Annotated in this window: 23 protein-coding genes and 2 pseudogenes; 14 read left to right on the forward strand and 11 right to left on the reverse strand. The window is 50.8% G+C overall.

The annotated features are described in order from the left end of the window. Positions 1 to 269: 269 nt before the first annotated feature. Complete coding sequence (locus ABUL11_RS02505) at positions 270 to 440, reverse strand: DinB family protein (RefSeq protein WP_350282286.1); 171 nt, start codon at positions 438 to 440, stop codon at positions 270 to 272. 260 nt (positions 441 to 700) lie between these two features. On the opposite strand from ABUL11_RS02505, the pseudogene ABUL11_RS02510 reads away from it, so the two are divergent. Then, positions 701 to 1067: pseudogene (locus ABUL11_RS02510) on the forward strand (IS5 family transposase); the annotation flags it as partial. 303 nt (positions 1068 to 1370) lie between these two features. On the opposite strand, the gene ABUL11_RS02515 reads toward ABUL11_RS02510, so the two are convergent. After that, on the reverse strand, positions 1371 to 2042 hold the full coding sequence (locus ABUL11_RS02515) for a Bax inhibitor-1/YccA family protein (RefSeq protein WP_350282287.1): 672 nt from the start codon (positions 2040 to 2042) through the stop codon (positions 1371 to 1373). A gap of 351 nt (positions 2043 to 2393) precedes the next feature. On the opposite strand from ABUL11_RS02515, the gene hemF reads away from it, so the two are divergent. Continuing rightward, positions 2394 to 3299, forward strand: a complete 906-nt coding sequence (hemF, locus tag ABUL11_RS02520) for an oxygen-dependent coproporphyrinogen oxidase (RefSeq protein ID WP_350282288.1) — start codon at positions 2394 to 2396, stop codon at positions 3297 to 3299. Here hemF and ABUL11_RS02525 read toward each other — a convergent pair. Further along, positions 3292 to 3921, reverse strand: a complete 630-nt coding sequence (locus ABUL11_RS02525; protein WP_350282289.1) for an alpha/beta hydrolase — start codon at positions 3919 to 3921, stop codon at positions 3292 to 3294. The genes hemF and ABUL11_RS02525 overlap by 8 nt on opposite strands. Before the next feature lie 168 nt (positions 3922 to 4089). Between ABUL11_RS02525 and ABUL11_RS02530 the strand changes: the two are divergent. The 5 genes and pseudogenes from ABUL11_RS02530 to ABUL11_RS02550 form a co-directional block, all read left to right on the forward strand. Beyond that, positions 4090 to 4577, forward strand: a pseudogene (locus tag ABUL11_RS02530) (type I restriction endonuclease); the annotation flags it as partial. Between the two features lie 237 nt (positions 4578 to 4814). Further along, positions 4815 to 6161, forward strand: a complete 1347-nt coding sequence (locus tag ABUL11_RS02535; protein WP_350282326.1) for a DEAD/DEAH box helicase family protein — start codon at positions 4815 to 4817, stop codon at positions 6159 to 6161. Then, positions 6122 to 6580 (forward strand): hypothetical protein, encoded by a 459-nt coding sequence (locus ABUL11_RS02540; RefSeq protein ID WP_350282290.1) that lies wholly within the window; start codon positions 6122 to 6124, stop codon positions 6578 to 6580. Before ABUL11_RS02535 ends, ABUL11_RS02540 begins: the two co-directional genes overlap by 40 nt. Further along, the gene (locus ABUL11_RS02545) at positions 6577 to 7665 is read left to right on the forward strand and encodes an N-6 DNA methylase (RefSeq protein ID WP_350282291.1); all 1089 of its coding nucleotides are present in this window, start codon (positions 6577 to 6579) and stop codon (positions 7663 to 7665) included. Before ABUL11_RS02540 ends, ABUL11_RS02545 begins: the two co-directional genes overlap by 4 nt. A 14-nt stretch (positions 7666 to 7679) precedes the next feature. Further along, positions 7680 to 8183 carry an N-6 DNA methylase gene (locus ABUL11_RS02550; RefSeq protein ID WP_350282292.1) on the forward strand — a complete coding sequence of 168 codons (504 nt, stop codon included), beginning with the start codon at positions 7680 to 7682 and terminating at the stop codon, positions 8181 to 8183. Between the two features lie 186 nt (positions 8184 to 8369). Here the strand turns inward: ABUL11_RS02550 and ABUL11_RS02555 are convergent, their stop codons facing one another. The 8 genes from ABUL11_RS02555 to ABUL11_RS02590 all read right to left on the reverse strand — a co-directional run bounded on the left by ABUL11_RS02555 (position 8370) and on the right by ABUL11_RS02590 (position 15493). Further along, the gene (locus ABUL11_RS02555; protein ID WP_350282293.1) at positions 8370 to 8678 is read right to left on the reverse strand and encodes a (2Fe-2S) ferredoxin domain-containing protein; all 309 of its coding nucleotides are present in this window, start codon (positions 8676 to 8678) and stop codon (positions 8370 to 8372) included. 5 nt (positions 8679 to 8683) lie between these two features. Continuing rightward, a complete protein-coding gene (locus ABUL11_RS02560) occupies positions 8684 to 9793 on the reverse strand; it encodes an ABC transporter substrate-binding protein (protein ID WP_350282294.1) in 1110 nt (369 codons plus the stop codon). 2 nt (positions 9794 to 9795) lie between these two features. Further along, positions 9796 to 10572: an ABC transporter permease gene (locus ABUL11_RS02565; protein ID WP_350282295.1), complete on the reverse strand. Its 777-nt coding sequence runs from the start codon at positions 10570 to 10572 to the stop codon at positions 9796 to 9798. A 9-nt stretch (positions 10573 to 10581) separates the two neighbouring features. Continuing rightward, the gene (locus ABUL11_RS02570) at positions 10582 to 11490 is read right to left on the reverse strand and encodes an ABC transporter permease (RefSeq protein ID WP_350282296.1); all 909 of its coding nucleotides are present in this window, start codon (positions 11488 to 11490) and stop codon (positions 10582 to 10584) included. 2 nt (positions 11491 to 11492) lie between these two features. After that, complete coding sequence (locus ABUL11_RS02575) at positions 11493 to 12578, reverse strand: ABC transporter ATP-binding protein (protein WP_350282297.1); 1086 nt, start codon at positions 12576 to 12578, stop codon at positions 11493 to 11495. Between the two features lie 158 nt (positions 12579 to 12736). Beyond that, positions 12737 to 14251: a ubiquinone biosynthesis regulatory protein kinase UbiB gene (ubiB, locus tag ABUL11_RS02580; RefSeq protein WP_350282298.1), complete on the reverse strand. Its 1515-nt coding sequence runs from the start codon at positions 14249 to 14251 to the stop codon at positions 12737 to 12739. An 89-nt stretch (positions 14252 to 14340) separates the two neighbouring features. Beyond that, complete coding sequence (locus ABUL11_RS02585) at positions 14341 to 14973, reverse strand: hypothetical protein (RefSeq protein ID WP_350282299.1); 633 nt, start codon at positions 14971 to 14973, stop codon at positions 14341 to 14343. A gap of 88 nt (positions 14974 to 15061) precedes the next feature. Further along, on the reverse strand, positions 15062 to 15493 hold the full coding sequence (locus ABUL11_RS02590; protein WP_350282300.1) for a hypothetical protein: 432 nt from the start codon (positions 15491 to 15493) through the stop codon (positions 15062 to 15064). Positions 15494 to 15804: 311 nt separating this feature from the next. On the opposite strand from ABUL11_RS02590, the gene cheA reads away from it, so the two are divergent. The 7 genes from cheA (at position 15805) to ABUL11_RS02625 (ending at position 26245) form a co-directional block, all read left to right on the forward strand. After that, positions 15805 to 18003 (forward strand): chemotaxis protein CheA, encoded by a 2199-nt coding sequence (gene cheA / locus ABUL11_RS02595; RefSeq protein ID WP_350282301.1) that lies wholly within the window; start codon positions 15805 to 15807, stop codon positions 18001 to 18003. Between the two features lie 75 nt (positions 18004 to 18078). Next, on the forward strand, positions 18079 to 18588 hold the full coding sequence (locus ABUL11_RS02600; RefSeq protein ID WP_350282302.1) for a chemotaxis protein CheW: 510 nt from the start codon (positions 18079 to 18081) through the stop codon (positions 18586 to 18588). Positions 18589 to 18657: 69 nt separating this feature from the next. Continuing rightward, positions 18658 to 20913 (forward strand): methyl-accepting chemotaxis protein, encoded by a 2256-nt coding sequence (locus ABUL11_RS02605; protein WP_350282303.1) that lies wholly within the window; start codon positions 18658 to 18660, stop codon positions 20911 to 20913. Positions 20914 to 21059: 146 nt separating this feature from the next. After that, the gene (locus ABUL11_RS02610; protein ID WP_350282304.1) at positions 21060 to 23390 is read left to right on the forward strand and encodes a methyl-accepting chemotaxis protein; all 2331 of its coding nucleotides are present in this window, start codon (positions 21060 to 21062) and stop codon (positions 23388 to 23390) included. A 238-nt stretch (positions 23391 to 23628) separates the two neighbouring features. Beyond that, entirely contained in the window at positions 23629 to 24477 is an 849-nt protein-coding gene (locus ABUL11_RS02615; protein ID WP_350282305.1) for a CheR family methyltransferase, read from the forward strand. A gap of 75 nt (positions 24478 to 24552) precedes the next feature. Then, the gene (gene cheD, locus ABUL11_RS02620) at positions 24553 to 25158 is read left to right on the forward strand and encodes a chemoreceptor glutamine deamidase CheD (RefSeq protein WP_350282306.1); all 606 of its coding nucleotides are present in this window, start codon (positions 24553 to 24555) and stop codon (positions 25156 to 25158) included. Positions 25159 to 25168: 10 nt separating this feature from the next. After that, positions 25169 to 26245, forward strand: a complete 1077-nt coding sequence (locus tag ABUL11_RS02625; protein WP_350282307.1) for a protein-glutamate methylesterase/protein-glutamine glutaminase — start codon at positions 25169 to 25171, stop codon at positions 26243 to 26245. Positions 26246 to 26360: the final 115 nt, after the last annotated feature.

The following is a 26360-nucleotide window of genomic DNA, read 5'->3' on the forward strand; positions in this document are numbered from 1 at the left end:
TGCAAAACAGATAGCCGCTTAACCCGTTGGACTCTACGGTTGACGACCTACGTCAATTTTTCCAACCCATTCCCGAAAATCAGAGGCTTTCATAATCGTGTCCTCCCTCTATTGATGTTCCAGCTCGTTGGACTAAAATGACTTTTCAACGTTTAATGCAGACATAGCCTTTTCTTATCCCGAACTCAGGTTAATTTTATCATTCCCAGTCGATCTGATCACCATAAATGACAATATAACCAATAATAATCAGTCGGTTATTTTGTCTTTCAGGGACGACTAAATAATTGCTGATCGAGGCTGACAGCCGGGAAAGGTACCCTTTCAAACCGTCCAAGCCAGATTTTATCGGCAAGAAGCAGATGGTTCAATGTGCCGTGGATGGACCGGAAAAAAGCCCCGCGATCCTGCTTGCATTCTTCATCAAAAGTTCGGCGCATACTGCATATAACCGTTCATTCATCCAGCGATTGTAAGCTGCCATGGTAATTGCTTGTTCCGCTTTCATGAGTCACTTTCCGGGAAAGATCAGGGGAATCTGAGAAATAATAATTGGTTTCCGTCATGGCTGAAATGGAGGAACGCTTTCTTTCCGGATGACGAGAATGTTGCAGCGGCCCGATAGTGTAATTCTGATAGCGCGATATCAAACCGGAATATGCTGTTTAGTCCTACATTGTAGTGGTATGGATTTGCCTCCGATGCGTATGGAAATCTGATCAATTTTGAGTCACTGGGGGTGAAGTTCACGACGCCAAAGTTGCGCACCAACTCATCGCGAAAATAGGCGTGGCGGAGAATTTCATTGCAGACAAAGGCTATGACTCAGAGGCCATTCGTGAGCAGACAAAGGTTGTCGGAATGAATCTCGTCATCCCGGGAAGAGCCAACAGCAAGAAACCCATCCAGAGTTCGATTCCTACCTCTACAAGCTTCGTCACCTGGCGGTAAATCTGTTTGCCAGACTTAAACACTTCCGCAGTATTGCAACCCGCTTTGAAAAGCTGGCGCATAATTTCAAAGCGATGGTCTGCCTGGCCTGTATATTCATCTGGCTCAAACTGTGAAATGAGGACACACACTGGTGCCAGAAAAACCTGACTTAAACTAACTTAGTTAACAACATAATAAATATAATAATTATTATCAGAGGAACGATAACAGCCTTCCAATCCGAAGAAGTAGCTTTAGGGCTGTTCTTCATCATTTCCAGCGCCGCGGGAAATAAAATTATCAAGAACATTACTAACGCTAATGCGGAGCCGATTTGCATCCAATCCATACCTGAACCTCTTTCCCTTCCATTTATTCCGCTCTAAAAACAAAGCCCCGGTCAAACCGGGGCTTTGAGTAGCTAAAGCAGCTGACAATTAATCATCACTACCCATAATTCCTAAAATTTGCAACAAACTGATAAAGATATTGAAAATAGTCATATACAGCCCGATTGTTGCTAACACATAATTAGTTTCGCCACCATGAATAATACGACTCGTGTCATATAAAATGAAACCACTCATGATGAGAATAACTACAGTTGATATCGCTAATGACATTGCAGGTATTTGTAAGAAAATATTTGCCAGGGCAGCAAGTAAAACTAACAAAAAACCTACCATCAAGAATCCACCCAGAAAACTAAAATCTTTTCGTGTGGCAAGGGCATAAACCGATAATCCCATAAATATTGTGCCAGTGCCCGCTAGTGACAATGTAATGATATTTCCACCATTAGGCAGCGAAGCATACATGGTTAACATGGGCCCCAATCCAAATCCTAATAAACCTGTAATCAGAAAAACAATTCCGATTCCTGCTGCAGATCTGGCAAAACGGGGTAACACAAACATTGCAATCAGCATGCCGCCTATCACAGAAACCAAATATGTCATCGGTGGCATATTTAAGAACATCGAAAGCCCGGCAGTTAGGCCACTGAACAATAGCGTCAACGATAACAGCATGTAAGTGTTACGTAATACCTTGTTAGTCGCAAAAGAAGATGATGCACTATGAGAAACTGTTGAATAGCTTCGATTCATTTTAATGATCTCCAAACATAAATATACAAATTACTGCTGTTTTTGTTATAGCAGGTTATATTGACCCGCCTGCCTTATTTATAGTTCATCTTATAAGTATAACCTCAGTAGCGCCTAGGGATAGTTTGAAATTGCTCTGTATTTTTACTGGTCGCCGGAAATCTCATTACAGAAACGGGGTTGATATAGAGAACGATGATAGTTCTATACATCTTTTTCCCGGCCTGGGTTGGGATACGTCGAATGCTCCTGTGCGAACTCATCTCCTGTCAGCGTGCCAATTCAGGGTTGTGCAGGTAGAATTGGCTGAAAAAACCGATTGGCAAACGGCAGCACCATATGGGAGGGGATATGAATTTTATACAGGTAAAGGATTACCTGATTGATTTACAGAACAGAATCGTAGCCGAGCTGGAGCAGGCCGATGGCCAGTCATTCCGTCGCGATACCTGGGATCGCCCGGAAGGCGGAGGAGGGGCCAGTTGTGTGATCGAGGAGGGTAACGTGCTGGAGCGCGGGGGAGTCAATTTCTCGCATGTGTTCGGCAAAGCGCTGCCCGCCTCGGCCACTGCAGCTCGGCCTGAACTGGCCGGCAGAGCATTTGAAGCAGCAGGTGTTTCGCTGGTATTGCATCCGCGCAACCCTTATGCACCGACTGTTCACATGAATGTCCGTTTTTTTGCAGCCACTAAAGAAGGAGCAGAGCCGGTGTGGTGGTTTGGCGGCGGTATGGATCTCACGCCTTACTATGGTTTTGAAGAAGATGCCGTTCACTTTCATCAGATCTGCAAGGATGCACTCCAGCCTTCAGGTACGGAGTACTACCCGCGTTTCAAGAAATGGTGTGATGAATACTTTTATCTGAAACACCGCAAGGAACCACGCGGAATTGGCGGGGTATTTTTTGATGACCTCAATCAGCCGGATTTTGCTACTTGCTTCAACCTGACCAGAAGTGTCGGTAATCATTTTCCGGCAGCATATATCCCGATCCTGCAAAAGCGTCGCGATCTTCCCTATGGCGAATGTGAACGGGATTTTCAGGCTTATCGGCGTGGCCGCTATGTGGAATTCAATCTGGTATGGGATCGCGGCACACTGTTCGGTTTGCAATCGGGAGGGCGTACCGAATCCATCCTGATGTCACTGCCGCCTATCGTCAAATGGCGTTACGACTGGTCACCCGCAGTGGGCAGCCCGGAAGCGAAGCTCTATACCGATTTCCTTACGGGCAGAGACTGGCTCCCGCTTAATTGATACTGCAGTTCTGCAGAATGATGTTTTTCAGAATGTGCAGTTTGCCATGGAAAAAGTGCTCGGCACCAGGAATGACCGTCACTGGAAGTGTTTGTGGAGCTGCCCAGCTCAGTACGTTCTGAAGCGGCACGATCGTATCCTGATCACCCTGAATGACCAGGATATGCCGGGCATGATCGACTACAGGCGGGGCATGTAGACGCTCTACTGATGGTGCAACCAGTACTAGCTTGCAGGGCTTCAACTGCTGTGCGACATGCGCCTGGACCGCTCCACCAAATGAAAATCCGGCCAGTGTCAGCGGCAGTGGTTCCGGCCCGGTATCGTACTGCTCACGCATAGCTTGAGTGACAGCCATTACATCTTCGATTTCCCCTTTTCCTTCGGCATAACTGCCTGCACTTGCACCCACACCACGAAAATTGAATTTCACCGTGATGTATTGCTGTTCGATAAAAGCCCGGGTGAGTATGTAGACGATCTTATTGTCCATGCTGCCCTGATAAAGCGGATGCGGATGTGCCACGACAGCGAGGCCGCGTGGTGATTCCTCCGGCAGTGTAACAACGGTTTCCAGTTGGCCGGCCGGGCCGGTAACGAAGAGTTTCTGTTCATTTAGCATGGATGAATCCTGTAACAGGTGACTGTTTTATGACGACTAACTACTGTATAGAGTGTTTTGCCGGATATGCCGTATTTACAGTGTGTATGAGTTTTCCAGTATGATATCTGTCTTGAATGGTGTGTTTTCTGCTATGTATTATCCACCTCCTATCTTTGAATTAGATCAATGATCACAATAGAAAATCAGATTGAATTTGATCTGATCGCCAAGCTTGGTGACCTCAAGTACACCTATCGCCCTGATATCCGGGACCGTGCCGCGCTAGAGGCCAACTTTCGCGCCAAGTTTGAGGCACTCAACCGGGTGCACCTGACCGACAGCGAGTTCCAGCGTCTGCGGGACAGCATCGTGACAGACGATGTTTACAACGCTGCCCAAACACTACGCAACATCAACAGCTTCGAGCGCGACGATGGCACGCCGCTGAACTACACCTTAGTGAACATCCGGGATTGGTGCAAGAACGACTTCGAGGTCATCAACCAGCTACGCATCATCACCGCTACGATGTAATGCTGCTCATCAATGGGGTGCCGGTAGTGCAAATTGAGCTGAAGACCCTGGCCGTCAGCCCGCGCCGGGCGATGCAGCAGATCGTTGATTACAAGACCGTTCCCGGCAACGGCTACAGCAAGACGCTGCTGTGCTTTTTGCAGCTATTCATCGTCAGCAACCGCACCGATACCTGGTACTTCGCCAACAACAACGCGCGCCATTTTAGCTTCAACGCGGACGAGCGTTTTCTGCCGATTTATCAGTTCGCCAGCGAAGACAATAAGAAGGTTACCCTGCTCGATAGCTTTGCCGAGAAGTTTTTGGCCAAGTGTACCCTTGGCCAGATGATCAGCCGCTACATGGTGCTAGTGGCCAGTGAACAAAAGCTGTTGATGATGCGGCCATACCAAATCTATGCCGTCAAAGCCATCGTGGATTGCATCCACCAGAACTGCGGAAACGGCTATATCTGGCATACTACCGGCTCGGGAAAGACTCTCACATCCTTCAAGGCGTCTACCCTGCTCAAGGACAATCCAGACATCGACAAATGTCTGTTCGTGGTCGACCGTAAAGACTTGGACCGACAGACTCGCGAGGAATTCAACCGCTTCCAGGAAGGCTGCGTTGAGGAAAACACCAATACCGAAACACTGGTGCGCCGCCTGCTGTCGGATGACTACGCCGACAAGGTGATAGTCACGACCATTCAGAAGTTGGGCCTTGCCCTGGATGGGGCCAACAAGCGCAATTACAAAGAGCGTTTGGAGCTACTACGCAACCAGCGAATGGTTTTCATCTTTGATGAATGCCACCGTTCGCAGTTCGGCGACAATCATAAAGCCATCAAAGAGTTCTTCCCTAACGCTCAGCTCTTTGGCTTTACCGGCACACCCATCTTCGAGAAGAACGCCAGCTATCAGCAGATCGAAGGCCAGCAGGCCAGCTACCGCACGACCGACGATCTATTCCAGCGCTGTCTGCACCAATACACCATCACCCACGCCATTGAAGATCGCAATGTCCTGCGCTTCCACGTGGACTACTTCAAGCCTGAAGGCAAGAACCCGCCCAAGCCCGGCGAAGGCGTAGCCAAAGCCAAGGTCAAGGTCATCGAGACTATCCTCGCCAAGCATGACACTGCGACCAATGGTCGTAAGTTCAATGCGGTGCTGGCAACGGCCGGCATCAACGATGCGATTGAATACTTTGAGCTGTTCGGGCGCATTCAGAACCAAAAAACAGAGCAAGACCCCGAATTCCGTCCGTTGAATGTCGCCTGCGTGTTCTCCCCACCAGCCGAAGGCAACAAGGACGTGCAGCAGATTCAGGAAGACCTGCCACAAGAACAAGAAGACAACAAGAAAGACCCAGAGGGCAAGAAGGCGGCACTCACTCGCATCGTCGCCGATTACAACGCACGCTTTGGTACCAACCACCGTATCAGTGAGTTCGGCCTGTACTACCAGGACGTGCAAAAGCGCATCAAGGATCAGCACTTTTTCCTGGCCGTGGTCGAGCTGGCGATGGATTTGGAGATCGAGGCGTATCAGTGGGTGAAGTATCTGTATATCGACGACCCGATCTCATCACTGGATGAGCACAACGCCATTGCCGTCGCCAATCACCTGGCACAGTTGCTCAAGCGGCAGGACAACCGACTCAAGACGGTGATCTCCACGCACCACACCTTGTTTTCAATGTGCTATGCAATGAGCTGGGCAAGGCTCGCCGCTATGTAATCAACAAGCACCCGGCCAACGGCGGCTATCTGCTACGACCCGAAGAGGGCGATACGCCGTTCTTCCACCACGTTGCCGCCTTGGCTGAACTGTATCAGGCGGCGCAGGAAGATCGTTTGTTCACGCACCACTTCAACATGCTGCGCACGATTCTTGAGAAGACGGCGAGCTTTCATGGCTTCTCGAACTTCTCGGCCTGCATCCCGACCGACGATGCGGACGACCCGGAGGGTGTGCTGCATGCGCGACTCATCAACATCCTGAGCCACGGCAACTATTCCTTGTTCGAGCCCCAGCCGATGCTGGAAGAGAACAAGGTCTACTTCAAGACGATTTTGGATGGCTTCCTGAAACGCTATCCCTTCAATCCCGATTTTTTCCCTCAGACCGCTGAGGCCGCAATAGTAGGCACACCATGACCGAATTCGAAAAACAAAAACTGGGCAAAACCCTCTGGGCCATCGCCGACCAGCTACGTGGCGCGATGAATGCGGATGACTTCCGCGATTACATGCTGGCTTTTCTCTTCCTTCGCTATCTGTCGGACAATTACGAGGCCGCCGCGCAGAAGGAGCTGGGGCCAGACTATCCGCAGCAGATTGATGGCTCGGTCTCTACCTCGTTGCAGCTTTGGTACGAATGCAACCTGGATGATGTGCCTGAGTTTGAGAAGCAAATGCGCCGCAAGGTGCATTACGTGATCGAACCCCAATACCTGTGGGACAACATCGTCGAGATGGCGCGCACGCAGAGCCCGGAACTGCTCATCACTTTGCAGGCCGGCTTCAAATACATCGAGGAAGAATCCTTCGCCAGTACCTTCCGTGGGCTGTTCTCAGAGATCAACCTGGCATCCGACAAACTGGGCAAAACCTACCCAGAACGTAACACGCGCTTATGCAAGATCATCGCCGAAATCGCCAAGGGCCTGGGTCAGTTCTCCACTGACAGCGACACCCTGGGCGATGCCTATGAATACCTGATCGGCCAGTTCGCAGCAGGCTCCGGCAAGAAGGCCGGCGAGTTCTACACGCCGCAGCGTATTTCAGACATTCTGTCGGCCATCGTCACGCTGGATAGCCAGGAACCTGCCACGGGCAAGCGTTCGCACCTTGACAGCGTGCTCGACTTTGCCTGCGGCTCAGGCTCCCTGCTGCTCAACGTGCGACACCGCATGGGGCCGCACGGTATCGGCAAGATTTACGGTCAAGAGAAGAACATTACCACTTACAACCTGGCTCGCATGAACATGTTGCTGCACGGGATGAAGGATTCGGAGTTCGACATCTTCCACGGCGACACCCTGCTCAATGAGTGGGACATGCTACGCGAGACCAATCCGGCCAAGATGCCCCGGTTCGATGCCGTTGTGGCCAACCCGCCGTTCAGCTACCGCTGGGAGCCTAGCGAGGCACTGGGTGAAGACACCCGTTTCAAGAACTATGGACTGGCACCGAAGTCGGCCGCAGACTTCGCCTTCCTGTTGTACGGCTCCACTTCCTGAAGCAGGACGGCGTGATGGCCATCATCCTGCCCCACGGTGTGCTGTTCCACGGCGGAGCCGAGGCGCGTATCCGCACCAAGCTGCTGAAAGACGGCCACATCGACACGGTGATCGGCCTGCCCGCCAACCTGTTCTTCTCCACCGGCATCCCGGTGTGCATCCTGGTGCTGAAGAAGTGCAAGAAGCCGGACGACGTGTTGTTCATCAACGCCGCCGAGTATTTTGAAAAGGGCAAGCGGCAGAATTATCTGCTGCCGGGGCACATTGATAAGATCATCGACACCTACCAGTTCCGCAAGGAAGAGCCGCGCTACTCGCGCCGGGTAAGCATGGAAGAAATCGAAAAGAAAGATTTCAACCTCAACATCTCGCGATATGTGGGTACCGCCGTGGCGGAGGAGGAAATTGATCTTGCGGCCACACACCAGCAATTGATGGATATTGAGCAGGAGATTGCGCAGGCAAAGGCCAAGCACAATAAATTTCTGAAGGAATTGGGTTTGCTCTTACCGCCATGAAGATGGGCTATGTGTTTCCTGTTAGAACCTGTTCAATATCTCACTGAAGGGTGCATTGCAGCGTTAAAATCGAACTCAAAATGCTCACATACTTCGAGTATGCTCCGCTTTCTCGTTCAATTTTGCCTTGCACTGCTTCCCTTGATCGAGACTTTGAACAGGTTCTTATTGCCAGGCGGGGAACAGTCAGATCTTCAGCCGTTCGACGATTTTCCCGTTCTGCAGGTGAGATTCGATGATTTCGTCGATATCTTCCTGATCGACATAGGTGTACCAGACTTCTTCCGGGTAGACGACGATGACCGGGCCTTCGCCGCAGCGGTCGAGGCAGCCGGCGTTGTTGATGCGTACTTTCCTTTTTCCGCTCAACTTGAGTTCCTTTATACGTGCCTTGGCGTAATCACGCATTTCCTGAGCGTGGTGGTCGTTGCAGCAGCGTTCGCCATTGGCGCGCTGGTTGATGCAAAAGAAAACGTGGTGCTGATAGTAGGTCATACCTTTTACCTCAGTTTGATTTCTGTCCATATCCGGCTGAGTAGCCGGCGTTGTGTGTGGTTGATGTCTTCCAGCATTTCCAGCCGGGCAAACTGTGCTGCATCCGGGAAAATGGCCGGATTGGCAATAATTTCGGGATGGATGTAGGGCCTGGCATCCAGATTGGGGTTACCGGAGCCAGTCAGATTGGTCAGCTCGGCAGAGTTTTCACCTTTCAGCATGAAATTGATGAAGCGGTGTGCTAGATCGGGGCGGTGTCCGCTGCGGTGGAGCACCATGCTGTCGAGCGACAGTACTGCGCCTTCCTTCGGAATGGCAAAGTCGATGCTGAACTGGCGCCCGGTTTTTTTCGCATCCTGCGCAGCCTGAAACATATCGTTCGAATAACCGTGAGCAACCCATAGATTACCAACCGCCAGTTCACGGATATAACTGGTGTTGTTGAAAGCGGCCCAATAAGGTTTGGCGCGAATGATCAGTGCTTTGGCCTGTTGCCAGTGAGCTTCGTCGGTATCATGGGCGGAGTAGCCCAGATATTTGAGTGCAGCAGCAAGCAGTTCGCGCTGGCTGTCGAGTACTGTCACGCGTCCTTTGATTCTTTTCAGGTATTCCGGTTCGAAGATGATTGCCCAGCTATCGGTGGGTAATCCCAGTCCGGTAATTTTTTCGCGATTGAATCCCAGCAGGGTAATGGTGTTGGCATACGGGACGGAATAGCGGTTGTCCGGATCAAATTTGGTTTCCAGGTAGCCGGGATTGATATTTTTCAGATTGGGGATCTTTGATTTATCCAACTCCCTCAGCGCGCCCTCTCGAATCAGTGTGTCCATGGCATCGCCCGTCGGAACGAGCAGATCATAACCGGTTGCACCAGCCGCCAGTTTGGCGAGTAGCTCTTCATTATCGGAATAATAGTCTTGTGTTACCTGGCACTGACACATCTGTTCGAAGCGCTCGACTGTTTTCTGGCTGATGTAATTATTCCAGTTGAACAGCCGCAAAACGTTATCTTGCTGATCAGACGAATTATCTCCGGACCCGCTTCCGGCAGTGCAGCCTGCAAGTATACTGATCAGCAGATAGACGAGATACGATCGAATAATCCCCACTTTCACTGTTATTCTCCGCGTAGTGCACCAGCATCGAGCCGGTTGGCGAGAATGATCAGGACGAGCGTCAACAGCATCAGCAGTGTGGAAATCGCATTGACTTCGGGCGTTACTGAAATTTTGATCATGGTATAGATCTGGATCGGCAGAATCGGTTCTCCGACACCCTTGGTAAAGAAGGTGATGACAAAATCGTCGATCGATAGTGTGAACGACATCAGTGCGCCGGCGGCCACGGCAGGCATGATCAGCGGCAGGGTGATCAACCTGAACGTTTGCCAGGGAGTTGCACCCAGATCGCGTGCTGCTTCGAAAATACTGTCGTCCATACCTTGCAGGCGAGCACGGACGATGATCGCGACAAAACCGATACAGAAGGTTGTATGCGCAATGATGATCGAGATCATGCCCAGTGTCAGATTCAATACCTGCAGGAAAAATAGCAGCAGCGAAACTCCCAACAGAATTTCCGGCATGGCGATGGGTGTAAAGGCAAGTATCGGCAGTACTTTGAGCCGGTAGCGGTGAATCGCCAATCCGGCCATGGTTCCCAGTATGGTGGCGAGCAGGCTCGCAGTTACTGCGATGATCAGTGAATTGCGGGCGGCCAGCAGCATTTCACCGTTGTTGAACAGTTTGTAGTACCAGTCCAGTGTGAAACCCACCCATTCCGCATTCAGGCGGGAATCGTTGAACGAATACACTATGACGACAATCAGCGGAATATAAAGAAATGCATAAACCGGAATGGCTGCAAGCCACAATGTCAGATTATTACGTTTCATGTCAGTGAATTAATTACTGGAAGCAGTGCGGGAGCGGGCAAACCAGGTTGCCAGGCCGGCCACACTCAGCACCGCCAGGGTGAGCATGATGGACAGGGTAGAGCCGAACGGCCAGTCGCGTGTACCCAGGAACTGATCCTTGATCAGGTTACCGATCAGGATATCGCCGGTGCCACCCAGGATATCCGGTATGGCAAACATGCCGAGTACCGGGATGAATACCAGTGCCGAACCGGAAAATACACCCGGCAGGGATTGTGGCCAGGTTACCCGCCAGAATCGCTGCCAGCGGTTTGCACCGAGATCCTGGGCCGCATCGAGCAATACCGGATCATGTTTTTCCAGATTGGTGTAGAGCGGCAGGATCATGAACGGCAGATGCACATACACTGTGCCTACCAGTACAGCAAACGGGGAAAACAGCAGCATGACCGGCTCGAAGCCCAGCACACCGAGTACGCTGTTGATCAGGTGACTGAATGTCGATTCCGGCCCGAGAATGATCATCCAGGCATAGATACGGATCAGAAAATTACTGGCAAATGGCAGTACCACCAGCAGTACCATCAGATTGCGGTATTTTTTTGCACTCCGGGCAATCAGCATGGCGACCGGATAAGCCATGACTAGGCAGATCAGGGTAGTGGCCGTCGCAACTGCGAATGATTTCAGGAAAATTTCCGCGTACAGGATATCGCTGAAAAAGAAACGGTAGGTTTCGAGTGTCAGACCGTACAGCCCGGAATCTCCTTTTGCAGTACCTGTTTCCGGTGCCGACAAGGGCGCCAGCCCGCCAAATTCACCCGGGTAGCGGAAAGAAGTCACAATCATGAGCAGGCTCGGTGCCACGAAGAACAGCAGCAGGAATAGGGTCGGTGGCAGGCTTACCAGCCAGCGTGTCAGGCGGAGTCTGTTCATGGTCAATCCATCAGAAATTGGGCTGCTTCTCGCGTCCAGCTGACGATGACCGGATCGTCCACCTCAAAGAAACGCGCGCGTCCGGGTGAAGAGTTCGCCAGCAGGGCCTCCACGCGGATACCGCAATCCAGTTCGACGATGTAGGTGGTGACATCCCCGACATAGAGAAAATCGAGCACTTTGCCAGCATGGGCATGGGGTAGTTCCGTATGCCTAGCCAGTGAGTGCACGCTCACCTGTTCCGGACGAATTGCCATCACGCCCCGATCTCCGGCTTTGATACCCTGTTTCAGCGGGAGCGTAGTGGTACCGAGCTGATCGATTTCCAGCGTCATATCGTTGTTGGAAACTTGCGTTATCCGTGCTGCCATCAGGTTGATCTTGCCGATGAAGTCGGCAATGAAACGATTGGCCGGGTGGCTGTAAATTACGGAAGGTTCACCGATCTGTTCGACTTGTCCCTGATTCATGACTGCAATTCGCTGCGATAGTGCCAGCGCTTCATCCTGCGAGTGAGTAACGAAAACGAAGGTGATGCCGACTTCCTTTTGCAGGTTGATCAGCTCCCGTTGCATGTCTTCCCGCAGCTTTGCATCCAGCGCACCGAGCGGTTCATCCATCAGCAGCAGGCGTGGCCGGTTGATCAGCCCACGGGCAAATGCCACCCGCTGCCTTTGTCCGCCGGATAGTTCATGCGGAAAGCGGTGTGCGAATCTGGACAGTTGCACTTCCTCCAACGCTTTTTCTACTCGTTTTTTGATTTCGGCAGATGCCTTTCCCGACATTTTCAGTGGGAAGGCAACATTGTCTGTCACTGTCATGTGCGGAAACAGGGCGTAACTTTGAAAAACCGTATGAATGGGGCGTTTCTCGGGTGGTGTGTTGGCGATATCCTGGCCATCCAGCAATATCTGGCCGGAATCAGGTACATCGAAGCCGGCAATCATGCGCAGCAGTGTCGTTTTTCCGCAGCCGGACGGACCCAGCAGGGTGAAGAGCTCGCCTGCCTCGATCGATAGATTGACGCAGTCTACTGCGGTGAAGTCGCCAAAACGTCGGGTAACGTCGCGCAACTCAAGTAACGCCATGACTTTATTCCAAAAAGCCGAATTTTAACAAATTTGATTCTGCCGGGTTGGGAAACTCTGAAAGTGCCGGAGAGTGCCATTGCAGATCATGGCGACTTTGGAAACCGACAAAGGCAAAGTATCTTCTTCTTTACCTTTTTCGAATTTATCAGTTTCGTTCAGAGGTATATCTGAGCAAGTAGTAATCCTGTCAGCAGCAGTGCAAGCAATGCCAGTAATCTGCTTTGCCGTTTCTCCTGTGCGACTAGTTGGGCTAGCCTGTCTTCCAGATTCTGGGCGCGTTCCTGGCTCAGGTTGTAGTGCAGCAGGCGGGGGAATTGCGGCAGAATGACTGCCCAGTTGGTTGCCTCCTTCTGGAGATGGGTGACCAGCCCGCGCAGGCCGACCTGTTCGGCCATCCAGTTTTCCAGAAAGGGTTTGGCGGTTTTCCAGAGATCGAGATCCGGATCCAGGTCACGGCCCAGCCCTTCGATATTGAGCAGGGTTTTCTGCAGCAGAACAAGCTGAGGCTGGATCTCCACATTGAACTGGCGCGAAGCCTGGAACAGACGCAGCAACACGCGGCCAAAATAGATTTCTTTCAGTGGCCGGTCGAAAATCGGTTCACAGACGGCACGGATGGCGGATTCAAAGTCATCCACGCGTGTATTTCTTGGTGCCCAGCCTGCTTCGATATGTGTTTGCGCTACGCGACGGTAATCGCGGCGGAAAAAAGCCAGGAAATTCTGCGCGAGATAGTTTTTATCCTGATCACTCAGCGAACCCATAATGCCAAAATCCACGGCAATGTAGCGTCCATCACTGCCGACGAAGATATTGCCAGGATGCATGTCAGCATGGAAATAGCCATCTCTGAATACCTGAGTGAAGAAGATCTCCACTCCCATGCGGGCAAGTTGAGGAATATCGATTCCCTGTGTGCGCAACGAGGCGACATGGCTGATGGGGGTACCGATCATTCGTTCCATCACCATGGCTTCCGGATGGCAGTAATCCCAGTATACTTCCGGTACCTGCAGCAGCGGGGAATTCTGGAAATTGCGTCGTAACTGGCTGCAGTTGGCAGCTTCCCGGATCAGGTCGAGTTCATCCTCCAGATGGCGCGCGAATTCAGCCACTACCTCACGTAGTTTCAGCCGCTTGCCATCCGGCCAGATGGATTCGAGCAGCCAGGCACCGGTTTCCATCAGTGCTACGTCATGCGCGATGATTGGCGCGATGGTCGGCCGCAGGATCTTGACGGCAGCCTGCGTACCGTCCTGTAGTACTGCATAATGCACTTGGGCAACCGATGCACTGGCGACCGGTTTAATGTCAAATTCGAGAAAAACTTCATGAACCGGCCTGCCGTAGACGGTTTCCAGAATTTTGACTGCCTGTTCAGAAGGGAAGGGGGGCACCCGATCCTGCAGCAGTGCCAATTCCTCGGCAAAATCCGGAGCGAGTAAATCTCGGCGAGTGGACAGCATCTGTCCGAATTTGATGAAAATAGGCCCCAGTGCTTCCAGCGCCAGACGTAGCCTGACCGCACGTGGCAGCTTGAGCCGGGAGCGGAATGGCAGTAAAGCCGAAAATACCTTGAGTATGCGCAGGCGAACCTGGGCAAGCAGAATTTCATCCAGACCGAAACGGAACGCGATCAGGATGATTTTGAGCAGACGAAAGAAACGCATGAAATAGTTACCGGTTAAGTGAGATTACCGGCAGATGAGGCAGGTACTTGCACAGTATGAGAAATAGTACTGCATTATTCAATTCCCGGTCATCGGCCAGTCCGGGGCAGATTATCTGCAATCGGGGAAAACAATGGAATGAGGGTGGTAATTCGCTCCTCGAGTCGTAAAATCTGCTGCTGGACCGATTCAACTTCGGAAGCAAGCTGATGGAATCGTGTTCTGCTCGCGGTTACCGATTGCTCCTCGCTAAGAAATCCACTTAGTGCCAGTGACAAATTGTGAATGCTTCCCAGATGCCAGCGTACCAGCTTTTGCCCGGTTAAAGTGACCCGTCTGGTGAGCACATCTCCCAGGATTGAATTCAGATTTTCTTCAATTTCAGCCTGAAAGACTCTGCCTATGTAAAGCAGGGTATCTGCCAGCTCCGGATCACCGCAGATAATGATTTTATCGAATATGGCCATCTCACCGGAAATAATGCGCGGGACAATTTCGACCGGTATTTCGAAAATGACTGCAGCTTGCATGTCTCTGGCAGCAACCGTGAAATGGCCATCCTGCATAACTGTGACAGACAGGCACGCCACAGGATCAATGCGAAAACATATGGTTTCATTCGCATGAGTCTGCAACCGCTGTTTTATTTGGCTCGATTTGTCGGTAAGACGATTCAGACAGCTAACCAGGAGATAAGCCAATATCGAAGACTGAGTGATCATTGCCAGGAACGGGTTGTCAACATAGCCTGCCATTAGTGCAGGGTGAGTACGCCCGCCGCCGGATGACCGGGAGTATATCCATGATGAGTCAGTTGGTCAGATTATAGCGTGATTTGGCGGGAGGACAGTTGGCTGCATCATTACCGCCCAATCGGTTGATGATGACTTCTGATAGAGTGAGCTGCTCCTGTAGCGCGATTTCGGAAAGAATTTTCCACGCATGATGTGTCACGCTGATGGTTTTGTGTGGCTCAGCGTACCGCAATCTCGTTTCCTGCCGGCTTCTGGCTATACAGATAGCCTGTTTGATTTCCGCCCATTGATTTTCATTCAGCCACTTCTGGCACCACGCATTGAAACTGACCGGGTCGGTTCTGGCCTGTATATATTCCTGGCCGGCGGTGATCCGCCGGGATTCGGTTTCATTGAGCCACGCGTGGTTTTTATTTAATTGATTATCAATGAAGCTGATCGCTGCGTTTCTGTCCTGTTGTCGGATGATGTAAGTGTGATCTGACATTTTTATTTTTACTCAACTTGTTGCTCAAATTTCCGAAATATAAATAACGCCTTACGGGTAAGGATATTACAAGGGAACATACCCTGTCGCAATGCAAATTCCTGTGATTCAGATACCTGTCTGTTTCTTTTCCGCCGTTACATACGGCCGTTTTCCTGGTTTTTAGAGCAGGAGAGGATGGAAACGATTGTCATTGCGCATTGTACCCGGTTTTGGAATTAGCTAGAAATGAAGCCGATTTATCAATCTGTTTAAAATTACATATTGATTTTACTGCAGTAATCTGTTGCAAATTTAAGACAGGAGCCTTTATGAGCGCTGACCTCGAGCAGTTTTACGAGATATTTTTTGAGGAAGCAGGTGAATTGCTGGCGGAAATGGAAACACGCTTGCTGAGGTTGGATATTCTGTCGCCTGATCCGGAAGATTTGAACGCCATATTTCGTGTAGCTCATTCCATCAAAGGCGGGGCGGGAACCTTTGGTTTTACCGATATGGCGGAACTTACCCACGTGCTGGAATCTCTGCTGGACAGATTGCGCAAGAATGAGCTCGAGCTGCGTGCTGAAATGGTAGATGCTTTCCTGCATGCCAGAGATGTATTGAAACACCAGCTCAATGGTCACAAGGGCAATGATCCAGCTGATCCAGCAGAGGTGGAAGCAGTCAATCATAAACTGAAAGAGTTGGAGATGGACGTCAGCAGCAGTCATGCAGCGCCTGAATCTCCACCTGAATCTATTGAGCCTGTACCCGTGGCGAAATCTGACAGTGTCCTCGGTGCTGCTATGCCGGTCCATGTTGCGGAACCCCCTCCCACAATGGCTGAACCGGTTTTCATTCCGGAGAATGCTGTTACTTACCGAATAGAATTTGATTGCGCGAACCTTGCTCGGCCGGTTATGGAAAAACTGCTGGCCGATCTCTCGCGACAGGGGCAGTTGAAGAATCTGACTGAAACGGGCACCGAATCAGTTTGTATATTGCAGCTTTCCACCCAAATCAGTGAGGAAGATGTCTGGGAATCACTGGCATTTCTGGTGGATCCGAGCAGCTTGTCCATTGAGATCACAGAAAAAGTTGCAGACGATCCGCTATTGATTGCTGGTGCTCCTGAACCGGTAATCGAATATGAACAGAAATACCCTCCTGTCATCGATCAGACAACCAAAGCAGTTAAAGTACAGGAGGGGAAAGAAGAAACCGGAACACCAGTCCTGTCCAACTCTACCAGTCCCGTGAATTCCGCGGTGAAGCCGCCTGCCAAAGCTGCCGTCAGCACATCGCACTCAAAGCGATCTGCAGACCAGTCCTCATCATCAAACAGTGAATCTTCCTCCATTCGCGTCAGTGTCGAAAAAGTGGATCAAATGATCAATCTGGTGGGTGAACTGGTCATTACCCAGGCTATGCTGGCACAAACCGCCAGCCAGATCGATCCGGTTATTTTTGAAAAATTGCTCAACGGCCTGAATCAGCTTGAACGCAATACGCGTGATCTGCAGGAAGCTGTCATGTCGATCCGTATGATGCCGATCAGTTTTGTCTTCAGCCGATTCCCACGAGTGGTGAGAGATGTCGCTTCCAAACTGGGCAAGCAGGTCGATCTCAAAACCATGGGTGAAGGTACAGAACTGGATAAAGGATTGATTGAAAAGATTACCGATCCGTTGACACATCTCATTCGCAACAGTCTCGATCACGGTATCGAAACACCGGAAAAAAGAAGAGAACTGGGTAAACCGGCGCGCGGCACGATCACACTGCGTGCTTCCCATCAGGGAGGAAGTGTCGTGATTGAAGTGATGGATGATGGCGGCGGTCTGAATCGAGAGAAAATCCTGGCCAAGGCACAAAGCCGTAATTTGCCCGTTAACGAAAACATGACTGATCAGGAAGTCTGGATGCTGATTTTCGAGGCCGGTTTCTCTACTGCCGATGTCGTGACGGATGTTTCTGGTCGCGGTGTAGGTATGGATGTGGTCAAACGCAATATCGAAGGGCTCGGCGGACGAGTGGAAATCGACTCGGTTACCGGCCAGGGTACCAGGATCTCGATCCGTCTGCCGCTGACGCTTGCCATTCTGGATGGATTATCAGTCGCGGTGGGTGACCAGATATTCATCATTCCGCTGACCTATATCACCGAATCACTCAAGCCTGCTGTCCAGGATATCCGCACCATACGCGGCCAGGGACGCGTGGTACAGGTGCGCGGAGAATATCTGCCGGTCATTGCCTTGCATGAGATCTTCAATCTGGAACCGATGGTTCAGAACATCCATGAAGGCATTCTGGTGATTCTCGATGCCGAGGGAAGCAAGGCCGCTATGTTTGTCGATACGCTGGTCGGTCAGCATCAGGTGGTGATCAAGAGCCTGGAAAGTAACTATCGCCGGGTACCGGGGGTTTCAGGCGCAACCATCATGGGCGATGGGAGTGTCGCCCTGATCCTCGATGCCGTGGGGCTGGTCAATGTCACGAAACAGAGAATGATCAATGCGGCGTAATAAATTGATCAAATTTCTGCGGGGAAGGCCGTTAAAACTGCTACCCGATTTGTGCACATTACTGAGGAGCAAACCATGTTGTTGACCCAAGCCGCAGCCGCCGGTGAATCGCTTAACCTGGTCGGAAATCTTGCCAGCAGTGAATTCCTGATTTTTCGTCTGGGAAAAGAGGAATACGGTATCGAGATACTCAAAGTACAGGAAATACGCGGGTACGATGCCATTACTCGTATTGCCAACGCACCTGAATTCATCAAGGGTGTCATCAATCTGCGTGGGGTCATCGTACCGATCGTCGATATGCGTATCAAATTTAACCTGGGCGATGCGCATTATGACCAGTTTACCGTGGTCATCATTCTTAATCTGTCCGGACGCGTCATCGGCATCGTGGTGGACGGTGTATCTGACGTGATCAATCTGAGTACCGAACAATTACGCCCTGCGCCAGAGTTTGGTGGGGTGATCGATACTGAATACATCATTGGACTTGGGACCATGGAAGAACGCATGCTGATTCTGGTGGATATCGAAAAACTCATGAGCAGTTCGGAGATGGGTCTTCTTGAACAGACAGGCAAATAGTTGCAGAAATCAGTGGCTGTGATGGGAACACAGTATTTGGGGAATCAAGTTACTTTATCGGGAGCAAAAATGTTGCAGAACATGACGATCAAATCACGGCTGGTTTTTATAGTCGGCCTGTTGTCTTTAGCACTGATCAGTGTAGGCGCAGTGGGGCTGTACGGTCTGTATCAGTCCAAGACGAAGCTGGAAACAATTTACCAGGACCGAGTGGTAGTGCTCGGTCATTTCTCGCAGATACTGGATAGTCTGCTGCAAGTGCGTATGCACGCGTTACTGGTAACCAATTTGCGCGATACCGGTATTGCCAAGCAGCGTGCAGGGCAGGTAATTGATGAAGATACCAAAATTAATGAACTCTGGCAGAAATTCACTCATACATACATGACGCCGGAAGAACAGACACTGGCCGGCCGTTTTACCGAACAATGGAAAATTTACCAGGCGGCACGCAACCAGACACTCAATCATGCGATCAATGGTAATTTTGAGGCAGCGGTAGAAACTACGCTGCAGGATGCTGGCCCCAAATATGAAGCGGTACATAGCACATTGATGCAACTGATCGGCCTGCAGGAAAGTGTGACTGCACAGGAGTATGAACATTTACAGACGATAACTTCCAGTATTTTTACAGCTACGATTATCCTGACCGTGTTGGGAATTTTACTAGCAGGCGGGGTGGGTTTTGTGTTGATCCGTGGTATCAGTCGTTCGATTAATCAGGCAGTGGAAGTAGCAGAGGGCATTGCTAACGGTCGCCTGGATCAGCGCATCGAGGTAGTCGGTCGTGACGAAATTTCTGGGTTGCTGCAATCAATGGGAAAAATGGTGGAAGTGTTAAATGGCTTTAGCATTGCCCAGCAAAAAATGCGGCAGCAGCATGAGGCCGGCACGATCAGCTATCGCATCCCGGCAAACCAATTTCCAGGTAGTTATGGTGACATTGCCAGTGCGATTAATGAACTGGTAGAAGCGCATATCGCCGTTAAACAACGGGTGGTGGAGGTCGTAACATGCTATGCACAAGGTGATCTGTCTATGGATATGGATCGTTTACCTGGTGAGAAAGCAAGAGTTACTGAAGCAATGGATAAGGTAAAGGTCAGCCTGCAGGCGATTAACAGTGAGATCAAATATCTGGTGGAGGGCGCTACAGCGGGAGATTTTTCCCGCCGTGGTCATGCCGACAAATATCAGCACGAATTCCATGGCATGGTAAACAGTTTGAATCAGTTGATGCAAATTTGCGAAACCAGCTTGGAGGACGTTATTCGTATCATGGATGCCCTGGCGGATGGTGATCTGACGCAGAAGATCACACGTGAATATCAGGGCATGTTTGCCACGATGAAAGATGATGCGAATGTCACTGTGGGACAACTTGCCAATATTGTCAGACAGATCAAGGATTCAGCGGGACTGATCACTACCGCTTCGAAAGAAATTGCCGACGGTAATTCGGATTTATCGCAACGTACCGAAGAACAGGCTGCCAACCTGGAAGAGACTGCTGCCAGCATGGAAGAATTGACCTCAACCGTGAGGCAAAATGCGGACAATGCCCGCCAAGCCAACCAACTGGCTGCCTCAGCTTCCGATGTGGCAGTAAAAGGAGGAGAAGTCGTTGGCCAGGTAGTGGAAACCATGAGTGCGATCAACGACAGCTCGAAGAAGATTGTCGACATCATCAGCGTGATCGATGGCATCGCTTTTCAGACCAATATTCTGGCGCTGAATGCGGCAGTGGAAGCTGCCCGTGCAGGTGAACAGGGACGCGGGTTTGCGGTAGTGGCAACTGAAGTGCGCACGCTGGCGCAACGTTCGGCGGCAGCGGCACGCGAAATCAAGGAACTGATCAACAACTCGGTACACAAGGTAGAGGATGGTACCCAACTGGTGGATCAGGCGGGCAGAACGATGGAGGAAGTGGTGCTGTCGGTCAGGCGTGTCACTGACATCATGGGTGAGATTTCGGCTGCTTCGCAGGAACAGAGCCAGGGAATCGAACAGGTCAATCAGGCTATTTCGCAAATGGATGAGATTACGCAACAGAATGCGGCATTGGTAGAGCAGGCGGCAGCGGCTTCTGAATCGATGCGGGAACAGGCGGAACAACTGTCACGTGCGGTAGCGGCATTCAAACTGGAGCAGGGAATGGCTGCTGCTCATACGACCAGCCAGCCTTTCGTCGAGCGGCGTGGTCCCAATCGGGCAACCAACATCGAACGCTTGCCACAAGTGAAGAGCCACAGGAAGACTACTTCTTCCAGGGTATCTCCGGCTGTTTTAACCGGTACGGATGGTGACTGGGAAGAATTCTGAAATAGAACAAAACATTCATCTTTGCGAGCGTTTCTCGGGCGTACGATTCATGATGCTTTTATATGACGGGAAGAAGCGCCAAAATTTGGTCGATACTGAGAAGTAGCGTTTCTGTAAATATGTAACTTACCGGGAAAGTGAGAGTCATGCGAATCAATATGCCGGTCACCAGCGTCGAGCGAGAAATGCGGGATGGAGAATTTCTCGTTTCCAAGACCACGGCCAAAGGGGTCATTACTTATATCAATGAACCCTTTATCAGAATGAGTGGTTTTACAGAGCAGGAGCTGATTGGACAGGCACATAACATCATTCGCCATCCGGATATGCCGTCGGAAGCATTTGCGGATTTCTGGGAGATGCTCAAACAGGGCAGACCATGGAGCGGTATAGTCAAAAATCGTTCCAAGGATGGCAGTTGTTATTGGGTCTATGCCAATGCAACGCCTATCAGGGAACATGGCAAGGTGACCGGACACATGTCCGTACGCAGCAAGCCATCGCATGATCAGATTCGGGCAGCTGAGATACTTTATCGCCAGATGCGCGAGGGTACGGCAAAGATGAGGATTGTTGCGGGAGAGATAGTTGCAGATAACTGGCTGGGGGCACTGCGCGAGAAATTCCGCCATCTCAGCTTGAAAACACGGATTGCAGGATTTAGTGCAATGCCTTTGCTGGTCATGATGGGTTCCGTCTGGCTGATGCTGCAAGGCCAGCTAAATCTGGCGTTCGCCGGGATGGGGTTAAGTGTCTTGCTGGCGGGTGGAATGGGTGTGTTGCTGTATCGCTGTATTCATCAGCCGCTGGATGCCATGGTTTATCACCTGGAAAAAATGGCGCAGGGCGACTACAGCAGTCAGATTACCATCTATCGTAACGATGAAATCGGGCGGCTGACCGAAGCGCTTAAATCCATGCAGATTCGTGCGGGAATCGACTTTACCGAAACCAAACGGATGAATATCGAAAATCTGCGGGTACGCAATGCACTCGATATGGCTACTTCTGCAGTCATGATTGCTGATAACAGCGGAACAATCATTTTCATGAACCGGATGGTACGCGAGATTTTGGTGAACAAAGCGACCGAGCAGGAAATATGTAAGTCATTACAAGGTCGTTTGCGAGACTTGGTCGGGCAGCAACAGATTGATAACGTCAGGATCGGGGAGCGGACGTATTCATTGATATTGATGTCGGTTACCAGTGAATCAGGCGAACGGGCGGGTGCTGTAGTCGAATGGCGTGATCGTACTCAGGAACTGACAGTCGAGAAAGAAGTCGTGGATATTGTCCAGGCAAGTGTGGCGGGTGATTTCAGCCAGCGCCTGACGCTGGCCGGTAAGGAAGGATTCTTCAGACAACTGGCGGAAGGGATCAATCGGCTGATGGAAAGTACTTCTCAGGGATTGAATGAGTTGGCAGAAATGCTGAATGCCCTGGCGGATGGTGATCTGACGCAGAAGATCACACGTGAATATCAGGGCATGTTTGCCACGATGAAAGATGATGCGAATGTCACTGTGGGACAACTTGCCAATATTGTCAGACAGATCAAGGATTCAGCGGGACTGATCACTACCGCTTCGAAAGAAATTGCCGACGGTAATTCGGATTTATCGCAACGTACCGAAGAACAGGCTGCCAACCTGGAAGAGACTGCTGCCAGCATGGAAGAATTGACCTCAACCGTGAGGCAAAATGCGGACAATGCCCGCCAAGCCAACCAACTGGCTGCCTCAGCTTCCGATGTGGCAGTAAAAGGAGGAGAAGTCGTTGGCCAGGTAGTGGAAACCATGAGTGCGATCAACGACAGCTCGAAGAAGATTGTCGACATCATCAGCGTGATCGATGGCATCGCTTTTCAGACCAATATTCTGGCGCTGAATGCGGCAGTGGAAGCTGCCCGTGCAGGTGAACAGGGACGCGGGTTTGCGGTAGTGGCAACTGAAGTGCGCACGCTGGCGCAACGTTCGGCGGCAGCGGCACGCGAAATCAAGGAACTGATCAACAACTCGGTACACAAGGTAGAGGATGGTACCCAACTGGTGGATCAGGCGGGCAGAACGATGGAGGAAGTGGTGCTGTCGGTCAGGCGTGTCACTGACATCATGGGTGAGATTTCGGCTGCTTCGCAGGAACAGAGCCAGGGAATCGAACAGGTCAATCAGGCTATTTCGCAAATGGATGAGATTACGCAACAGAATGCGGCATTGGTAGAGCAGGCGGCAGCGGCTTCTGAATCGATGCGGGAACAGGCGGAACAACTGTCACGTGCGGTAGCGGCATTCAAACTGGAGCAGGGAATGGCTGCTGCTCATACGGCCAGCCAGCCTTTCGTCGAGCGACGCAGCCCCAATCGGGCAACCAATATCGAACGGTTGTCGCAAATCCGAAACCGGAAGAAAGCGGTCGTCAAGGATTATATTGCATCGGCCTCTACTGGCACCGAAGGGAAATGGGGAGAATTTTGAAACGGAACAAAATACTCGTCTTTGCGAATGCCTCGGGCGTAAAGCAATCCAGTATCAACGGCAACGAAAGTACTGGATCGCTACTTGCCGCTCACCATACTTCTTTGTTCGCAGTCGTGGCTGAAGATTATTACGTGACTTGCACAGACGAGGGTGGGTATGGGGCGAATGGAGATGGATTCCTCACCTTTTCGACAAGTGCAGATGGAAGGTTTCATTCATCCAATGGTCATCGGCCATGAATATATCTACCCCAAGTGAACAAAATACACGTGAGTACGCGTTTTCCTCGCATGATTTCGAATGTGTGAAAAAGTTGATTTACGCACGTGCCGGTATTGCACTGGCCGAGAATCGTCAGGAGATGGTGTATACCCGCCTGTCACGGCGTTTACGTGCGATGGAGTTAAAGAGGTTCAGTGAATATCTGGAACGTCTGGAGAAAAATGATCAGGATGTGGAATGGGAATCCTTTGTCAATGCGCTGACCACCAATCTGACCTCTTTCTTCCGGGAAGCGCATCATTTTCCGATACTGGCCGAGCATGCGAAGAAACGTCAGACTGGCCATACGTTGAAACTCTGGTGCAGCGCATCTTCCACCGGTGAAGAACCTTATTCGATGGCCATGACCATGGTGGAAACTTTTAATTCAATGAAACCCCCTGTCCGTATTCTTGCCACTGACATTGATACCGAAGTGCTGGCGGCAGCGCGTGAGGGCGTTTATCCCCTCGACAGGCTGGAATCCATGTCCTCTGAGAGAATCAGAAGATTCTTTCTCAAAGGGAAAAACAGTACTGCCGGCTATGTACGGGTACGGCAGGAATTGCGTGATCTGATTACATTCAGGCCGCTCAATCTGCTGCACCCCAAGTGGCCGATGCGTGGGCCTTTTGATGCGATTTTCTGCCGCAATGTCATGATTTATTTTGATAAACCTACGCAGTACCGGATTTTACAGAAATTTGTACCGTTGCTCGATCGTGATGGACTGCTGTTCATGGGCCATTCGGAAGTATTTCAGCATGCTTCCGATCTAATCAGGCTCATCGACCGCACTGTTTATAAGCCAGTTACGAAATAGGCGGCAGAATCAGGGCTATGCCAATCTCTGTGCCAAAAACGGATTTGATAAATTATTGGGTAGCTCTGCCTTACTATGGTTGATCCTCAGTTTGCTTCAAATTTCTATTTTGATCAACGCTTGAAAGCGGAAGCGGTCAAACTGCTGCCTGGAGAATATTTTGTGACCACTCGGGATATGGTGCTGAGTACAGTACTGGGCTCCTGCGTTTCAGCCTGTATTTATGACAGTCAGAGCGGCGTAGGTGGAATGAATCATTTTATGCTGCCCAGAGGAGAAGATAATCAGGGACTTCAGGTGGAATGTGCGCGCTTTGGCGGCTATGCAATGGATATTCTGATTCGGGAGCTGCTCAAGAATGGTGCACACAAGGAGAACCTAGTTGCCAAGGTATTTGGAGGTGGTAATGTGCAGCGTGCCATGGTGACATCAATGATCGGTTCACAGAATACCCGGTTTGTCAAAAAATATTTGGCGGAACGAGGGATTCCGATTTTGGCGGCAGATCTGGAAGGTAATCATCCGCGCAAGATCCATTTTTTTCCCAAAAACGGCCGAGTGTTACAGAAGAAATTATATGTATCGCGTAACGATACCATTGTCGAGCGCGAGCAGAATTACAGTCGATTGCTGCTGTCTGTAGCGCAGTCGGAAATACAGTCAGGTACTCATGAAAATTGAGGGGCAGCTCATGAAAAAGATCAGTGTACTCGTTATCGATGATTCAGCCCTGATTCGCAAATTACTGACCGAGATCATCAATACCCGGCCGGATATGGAGGTGATTGGTGCAGCCCCAGATCCGATCGTGGCGCGTGAAATGATCCGGACATTGAATCCGGATGTACTGACGCTGGATGTAGAAATGCCGAAGATGGATGGCCTGGAATTTCTGGAGAAACTGATGCGATTGCGGCCCATGCCAGTGGTGATGGTATCGACACTGACTGAACGAGGATCAGAAGTAACATTTCGGGCACTGGAACTGGGGGCTGTTGATTTTGTTGCCAAACCAAAGATGGATATTCGCAATGGCCTCGAAGCCTACACAGATGAAATTACAGGCAAAATTCGTACTGCCAGCACGGCACGGATCCACCGCCTGGAACCAGTTGCCAGCAACGGTGGTGTAAATGGAAATATTGTACAGATGCCGCGGCATCACGGTATTTCTACCGAAAAGCTGATCATCATTGGAGCATCTACTGGTGGTACCGAAGCCATCAAGGATGTGCTGATCCATTTGCCACCGGATTGTCCGGGTATACTGATTGCTCAGCATATGCCGGAAGGATTTACTCGCTCCTTTGCCGAGCGGCTTGACCGGTTATGCAGAATCCGGGTAACGGAAGCCGAAGGAGGCGAGCGTGTGCTGCCAGGTCATGCGTATATCGCACCAGGTCATTCCCATCTTCTGTTGAGAAAGAGTGGCGCCAATTATATGACCGAGCTGAGTCAGGCGGATCCGGTCAATCGTCACCGTCCATCAGTGGATGTGCTGTTCCAGTCTGCGGCCCATTGCGCCGGGAAAAATGCTGTCGGCGTGATTCTGACAGGGATGGGCAAGGATGGTGCTGCGGGAATGCTCGATATGCATCATGCAGGTGCCTATAATCTGGCACAGGATGAAACCAGTTGCGTGGTGTTCGGTATGCCCAAAGAAGCTATTACTCTCGGCGCTGTCGATGAAATCGTCCCGTTGCAGGATATGGCCAGACGAGTATTGGCGAGACTGGTCGGTGCAGGTAAACAGGCTGTCCGCGTCTGAGATTCCCTATCGATTGCTGTATCGCCACGATATGACCTGCTTCCTGCCATTTCCAAGATAATTCTTTATTCCATCCAGGAGTGATGAGAGGTGCGGGGTAAGGAATTACCTCGTG

Source organism: Nitrosomonas sp., assembly GCF_040256045.1.
Classification (GTDB): Bacteria; Pseudomonadota; Gammaproteobacteria; order Burkholderiales; family Nitrosomonadaceae; genus Nitrosomonas.

Coding starts and splice junctions, on each gene's coding strand:
- ABUL11_RS02605 (WP_350282303.1), top strand. CDS start 18,658: ATGTTGCAGAACATGACGATCAAATCACGGCTGGTTTTTATAGTCGGC.
- ABUL11_RS02565 (WP_350282295.1), bottom strand. CDS start 10,572: ATGAAACGTAATAATCTGACATTGTGGCTTGCAGCCATTCCGGTTTAT.
- ABUL11_RS02625 (WP_350282307.1), top strand. CDS start 25,169: ATGAAAAAGATCAGTGTACTCGTTATCGATGATTCAGCCCTGATTCGC.
- ABUL11_RS02590 (WP_350282300.1), bottom strand. CDS start 15,493: ATGTCAGATCACACTTACATCATCCGACAACAGGACAGAAACGCAGCG.
- ABUL11_RS02525 (WP_350282289.1), bottom strand. CDS start 3,921: ATGCTAAATGAACAGAAACTCTTCGTTACCGGCCCGGCCGGCCAACTG.
- ABUL11_RS02555 (WP_350282293.1), bottom strand. CDS start 8,678: ATGACCTACTATCAGCACCACGTTTTCTTTTGCATCAACCAGCGCGCC.
- ubiB (WP_350282298.1), bottom strand. CDS start 14,251: ATGCGTTTCTTTCGTCTGCTCAAAATCATCCTGATCGCGTTCCGTTTC.
- ABUL11_RS02585 (WP_350282299.1), bottom strand. CDS start 14,973: ATGATCACTCAGTCTTCGATATTGGCTTATCTCCTGGTTAGCTGTCTG.
- ABUL11_RS02545 (WP_350282291.1), top strand. CDS start 6,577: ATGACCGAATTCGAAAAACAAAAACTGGGCAAAACCCTCTGGGCCATC.
- ABUL11_RS02535 (WP_350282326.1), top strand. CDS start 4,815: ATGCGGCCATACCAAATCTATGCCGTCAAAGCCATCGTGGATTGCATC.
- ABUL11_RS02575 (WP_350282297.1), bottom strand. CDS start 12,578: ATGGCGTTACTTGAGTTGCGCGACGTTACCCGACGTTTTGGCGACTTC.
- cheD (WP_350282306.1), top strand. CDS start 24,553: ATGGTTGATCCTCAGTTTGCTTCAAATTTCTATTTTGATCAACGCTTG.
- ABUL11_RS02515 (WP_350282287.1), bottom strand. CDS start 2,042: ATGAATCGAAGCTATTCAACAGTTTCTCATAGTGCATCATCTTCTTTT.
- ABUL11_RS02570 (WP_350282296.1), bottom strand. CDS start 11,490: ATGAACAGACTCCGCCTGACACGCTGGCTGGTAAGCCTGCCACCGACC.
- ABUL11_RS02600 (WP_350282302.1), top strand. CDS start 18,079: ATGTTGTTGACCCAAGCCGCAGCCGCCGGTGAATCGCTTAACCTGGTC.
- ABUL11_RS02505 (WP_350282286.1), bottom strand. CDS start 440: ATGCGCCGAACTTTTGATGAAGAATGCAAGCAGGATCGCGGGGCTTTT.
- cheA (WP_350282301.1), top strand. CDS start 15,805: ATGAGCGCTGACCTCGAGCAGTTTTACGAGATATTTTTTGAGGAAGCA.
- ABUL11_RS02610 (WP_350282304.1), top strand. CDS start 21,060: ATGCGAATCAATATGCCGGTCACCAGCGTCGAGCGAGAAATGCGGGAT.
- ABUL11_RS02615 (WP_350282305.1), top strand. CDS start 23,629: ATGAATATATCTACCCCAAGTGAACAAAATACACGTGAGTACGCGTTT.
- hemF (WP_350282288.1), top strand. CDS start 2,394: ATGAATTTTATACAGGTAAAGGATTACCTGATTGATTTACAGAACAGA.
- ABUL11_RS02550 (WP_350282292.1), top strand. CDS start 7,680: ATGGCCATCATCCTGCCCCACGGTGTGCTGTTCCACGGCGGAGCCGAG.